Annotated in this window: 5 protein-coding genes; 2 read left to right on the top strand and 3 right to left on the bottom strand. The window is 74.3% G+C overall.

The genetic code is table 11. The features are described from left to right. Both EF903_RS28835 and EF903_RS28830 read left to right on the top strand, forming a co-directional pair. The coding region (locus EF903_RS28835) for a class I adenylate-forming enzyme family protein (RefSeq protein ID WP_148142597.1) at nt 1–687 on the top strand (687 nt) is incomplete at its 5' end. Nucleotides 688–757: 70 nt separating this feature from the next. Next, a complete protein-coding gene (locus EF903_RS28830; protein ID WP_125547948.1) occupies nt 758–1,363 on the top strand; it encodes a TetR/AcrR family transcriptional regulator in 606 nt (201 codons plus the stop codon). Between the two features lie 9 nt (nt 1,364–1,372). Here the strand turns inward: EF903_RS28830 and EF903_RS28825 are convergent, their stop codons facing one another. From EF903_RS28825 to EF903_RS28815, 3 genes are all read right to left on the bottom strand, one after another. Beyond that, nucleotides 1,373–2,593 carry an acyl-CoA dehydrogenase family protein gene (locus tag EF903_RS28825; protein ID WP_125547947.1) on the bottom strand — a complete coding sequence of 407 codons (1,221 nt, stop codon included), beginning with the start codon at nt 2,591–2,593 and terminating at the stop codon, nt 1,373–1,375. A 10-nt stretch (nt 2,594–2,603) separates the two neighbouring features. Next, nucleotides 2,604–3,644, bottom strand: coding sequence for a phosphotransferase family protein (locus tag EF903_RS28820; protein WP_125547946.1), 1,041 nt, complete (start codon nt 3,642–3,644; stop codon nt 2,604–2,606). A 180-nt stretch (nt 3,645–3,824) separates the two neighbouring features. Then, the gene (locus EF903_RS28815; RefSeq protein WP_125547945.1) at nt 3,825–4,736 is read right to left on the bottom strand and encodes an MBL fold metallo-hydrolase; all 912 of its coding nucleotides are present in this window, start codon (nt 4,734–4,736) and stop codon (nt 3,825–3,827) included. Nucleotides 4,737–4,813 lie beyond the last annotated feature (77 nt).

Genomic DNA, 4,813 nt, shown 5'->3' with positions numbered 1-4,813 from the left:
GTCCCGCCCGCCCTGGTCGAACGGCTCCGCGCCCGCTTCGGGATACGGCTGCGCAACGGCTACGGCCTCACCGAGTCGACCGCCGCCGTCGCCTCCGTCCCCGTCCACCTCGACGCACCCGTCGACCCGGCCTCCGGCACCCTCTCCGTCGGCCTGCCCGGCGCGGACACCGCCGTCCGCATCCTCGACGGCCGGGGCGCCGAGGTCCCCCTCGGCGAGACCGGCGAGATCGCCGTACGCGGCCCCCAGCTCGCGCACGGCTACTGGGGGCGCCCCGAGGAGACCGCCGAGGCCTTCCCCGGCGGCGAGCTGCGCACCGGCGACGTCGGCTTCATGGACGCCGACGGCTGGCTGTACGTCGTCGACCGCAAGAAGGACATGATCAACGCCTCCGGGTTCAAGGTCTGGCCGCGGGAGGTCGAGGACGTGCTCCACACCCACCCGGCCGTCCGGGACGCCGCCGTCGTCGGCGTCCCCGACCCCTACCGCGGGGAGACCGTCAAGGCGTACGTGAGCCTGCTGCCCGGCGCCGCCGCCGAGCCGGCCGAGCTGTCCGCGTACTGCCGCGACCGCATGGCCGCGTACAAGTACCCGCGCGAAGTGGAGGTCCTGCCCGTCCTGCCGAAGACGACGAGTGGCAAGATCCTGCGTCGGGAGCTGCGCGACCGCGGCCGGAAACGGTCGTAGGGTCGCACGAAGGCAGGCCCGTGCCGGCCGTAGGCGCCGGCCGCGGAACACTGGAAGGAAGGACGGCGCCATGGCCGCCAGGACGACGGAGCCCGAAGGCACGCACGACACCCCGGTGCCGCAGCGGCTGCTGGCGGTGGCCACCCGGCTGTTCGCCGAGCGCGGCTACGACCGGACCTCCGTCCAGGAGATCGTCGAGGCGGCGGGGGTCACCAAGGGCGCCCTCTACCACTACTTCGGCTCCAAGGACGACCTGCTGCACGAGGTGTACGCGCGCATGCTGCGCCTCCAGCAGCAGCGCCTCGACGCGGTCGCCGACTCCGACGCCCCCGTCGCGGAGCGGCTGAGGGCGGCCGCCGCCGACGTCGTCGTGACCACCATCGAGAACCTCGACGACGCTGCCATCTTCTTCCGGTCGATGCACCAGCTCAGCCCGGAGAAGCACAAGCAGGTACGGGCCGAGCGCCGCCGCTACCACGAGCGCTTCCGCGCCCTCGTCGAGGAGGGGCAGCGCAGCGGGGTGTTCTCCACCGCCACCCCCGCCGACCTGGTCGTGGACTACCACTTCGGATCCGTCCACCACCTGTCCACCTGGTACCGGGCCGACGGCCCGCTCACCCCGCAGCAGGTCGCCGACCACCTCGCCGACCTGCTGCTGCGGGCCCTGCGCCCCTGACGGGCCCCGTCAGCGGTACGGCTTCAGCTCGCGCAGCGCCAGCGACCGCTGGTGGACCTCGTCCGGCCCGTCCGCCAGCCGCAGCGTCCGCGCCGCCGCCCACAGCTCGGCCAGCGGGAAGTCCTGGCTGACGCCGCCCGCGCCGTGCAGCTGCACCGCGTCGTCCAGGATGCGCACCACCGCCCGCGGCGTCGCGATCTTGATGGCCTGGATCTCGGTGTGCGCGCCTCGGTTGCCGACGGTGTCCATGAGCCACGCCGTCTTCAGCACGAGCAGCCGCAGCTGCTCCACCGCCACCCGCGCGTCCGCGATCCAGCCCCGCACGACACCCTGCGAGGACAGCTCCCCGCCGAAGGCCGTACGTCCCACCGCGCGCCGGCACATCAGCTCGATCGCCCGCTCCGCCATCCCGATCAGCCGCATGCAGTGGTGGATGCGGCCGGGTCCGAGCCGGGCCTGGGCGATGGCGAAGCCGGCCCCCTCCTCGCCGACCAGGTTCGAGGCCGGGACGCGGGCCCCGTCGAAGACGACCTCGGCGTGCCCGCCGTGGTCGTGGTCCGCGTACCCGTAGACCGTCATCGCACGCCGCACCTCGACGCCCGGGGTGTCGCGGGGGACGAGCAGCATCGACTGCCGGCGGCGCGGGTCGGGCCCGTCCGGGTCGGTCTTGCCCATCACGATGAACACCTTGCAGTCCGGGTTCATGGCGCCGGAGATGTACCACTTCCGGCCCGTCACCGTGTACGCGGAGCCGTCCGCCGAGCGCTCGATGCGCGTCTCGATGTTGGACGCGTCCGACGAGGCGACCTCCGGCTCGGTCATGGCGAACGCCGACCGGATCTCCCCGGCCAGCAGCGGCTCCAGCCACTGCTTGCGCTGCTCATCGCTGCCGAACTGCGCGAGCAGCTCCATGTTCCCGGTGTCCGGGGCGGCGCAGTTGGTCGCCATGGGCGCCAGGTGCGGGCTGCGCCCGGTGATCTCCGCCAGCGGGGCGTACTGGAGGTTGGTCAGCCCGGCGCCGTACCGCTCGTCGGGCAGGAAGAGGTTCCACAGCCCGCGGCGGCGCGCCTCGGCCTTCAGCTCGCCGAAGACGGGCGGGGTGTCCCACGGCGAGGCCAGCCGCGCGCGCTGCTCGGCGGCAACGGGCTCCGCCGGGTACACGTGCTCCTCCATGAACGCGAGGAGCCGCGTCCGGAGTTCCTCGGTCCGGGCGTCGAATGCGAAATCCATGCGGAGTGCCTCAGCCTTCCTCGTCGAGTGTGGTCAGGCCGTGCTCGACGAACACCGGCACCAGCTCGCCGATGCGGTCGAAGCCCCCGCCGACCGTCTGCCCCAGCGTGTAGCGGCGGTGGATGCCTTCGAGGATCACGGCGAGTTTGAACCAGGCGAACGCCGTGTACCAGCCGATCGCGCCGGCGTCCCGGCCGGAGCGGGCCGCGTACCGCTCGACCAGCTCCGCGGGCGAGGGGTGTCCGGGTGCGGAACTCACCGTGCTGACGGGGGAGTCGCCCAGCCCGAGGTCGGTGCTGTACATCACCAGCAGGCCGAGGTCGGTCAGCGGGTCGCCGAGCGTGGACATCTCCCAGTCCAGGACCGCCCGGACGCCGCCGCCGTCCTCCCCGACGAGCACGTTGTCCAGGCGGAAGTCCCCGTGCACCACCGTCGCCGCGGGGGAGCCGGGCAGCGTGCGGGCGAGCGCGCCGCGCAGTTCGTCGATCCCGGGCAGCTCGCGCCCGCGGGAGGCCTCCAGCTGCTTGCCCCAGCGGCGCAACTGCCTCTCCAGGAAGCCCTCCGGCCGGCCGAAGTCCTCCAGTCCCACCGCCCGCGGGTCCACCGCGTGCAGGTCGACGAGCGTGTCGACCAGGCCGAGGACCAGGCTGCGGGTGCGCTCCGGACCGAGCGCGGCGAGCCGCTCCGCGCTGCGGTACGGGACCCCCTCCACGAACTCCATCACGTAGAACGGCGCGCCCAGCACCGATTCGTCCTCGCACAGCAGGAGCGGCTCGGGCACCGGCACCGCCGTGCCGTGCAGGGCCGCGATGACCCGGTGCTCGCGCCGCATGTCGTGGGCCGTGGCCAGGACGTGCCCCAGCGGCGGGCGGCGCACCACCCAGCGGCAGGCGCCGTCGGTGACCTCGTACGTGAGGTTCGACCGGCCGCCCTCGATCAGCCGGCCCCGCAGCGGACCGGCTGTCAGCCCCGGCAGGTCGCGGTCCAGGCGGGCGCGCAGCCGCTCCGGGTCGAGGCCGCGGGGGGCGGCTCCTGCGGGTGCTGGGCTCATGGTGCGCACCTCCGTGCGGAGAGGGACGGATGAGGGCGGCGGCCCGCGCCGGGCGGGGCGGCCGTGATCGCCGGAAGCCATCATGCCGACCAGTCGGTATGTCGTCCAGTGCGCGACCCCGCGCGCCCCGGGCAGACCTCCGCGCGTGGCGGGCTGCGCCGGCCCGCCCCGCGCACGGGATCAGGCGTGGCAGAGAATCGGTGTCCCGCCGTTCATCACCGTCATGTCCGTCAGCACCGCCAGGATGTCCAGCGGCGCCCCCTCCGGCTCGCCGGCCAGTTCCGCGTAGGCCCGGTGCAGGTTGGCGACCAGGCGCTCGCCCTCCCGCCAGGCGGCGAACTCGCCCAGGTCCGCCTCCCGGGCGGCCTCCAGCGGGGTGAGCCCCCTCGCCCGGCCCTCCCGGGCCAGCTCCTCCACGAACCGCAGGTAGCGCTCGGTCGCCTCGTACGCCGACGGGTCGGTCAGCGGCCCGTGCCCCGGGACGACGGTCTCCGCGCCGAGGGAGCGCAGCATCCCGAGGGCCCGGAGCGAGCCGGCCAGCGAACCCATCGCGAGGAAGGGGGTGCCCCCGGCGAAGACCAGGTCGCCGGTGAAGACGACCCCCTGCCGCGGGAGCCAGACGATCGAGTCGCCGGTGGTGTGGGCGACCCCGGGGTGGATGACCCGGACCTCCGTCTCGCCCAGGTGGAGGGTCATCCGGTCGCTGTAGGTGAGGTCGGGAGGGGTGATCTCCACGGCGCCGAAGTCGGTCCCCGGCCAGATCAGCTCCAGCTGGTGCCCGGCGGCGAGCTGCTCGGTGCGCGCGCTGTCGTGGCCGAGGACGAGGGCCTCCGGCGCGAAGACGCCGTTCCCGTACGTGTGGTCGCCGTGGTGGTGGGTGTTGACCACCGTGCGCGGCATCGGCACCCCGGCGGCGGCGACCGCGTCCCGCAGGGCCAGCGCCCGCCGCACGGTGGCGGCGGTGTCGACGAGCAGGGTGCGGCCGCCGTCGCTGACGAAGCCGGCGTTGTTCAGGCACCAGCCGCCGTCCGGCTGCACGTAGGCGTACACGCCGTCCGCGAGGCGGACGGTGTAGGGCGGTTCGGCGGTCATGTGCGCTCTCCCCTGGTGGCGGTGACGGGCAGTCGGCATCCTGCCAGCCGCCCGGCGGCCGGGGGAGGGGAGGGGTG

The sequence above is a fragment of the Streptomyces sp. WAC05292 genome (genome assembly GCF_003949955.1).
Lineage (GTDB): Bacteria > Actinomycetota > Actinomycetes > Streptomycetales > Streptomycetaceae > Streptomyces > Streptomyces globosus.
This window is presented reverse-complemented; position numbering and strand designations above follow the sequence as displayed.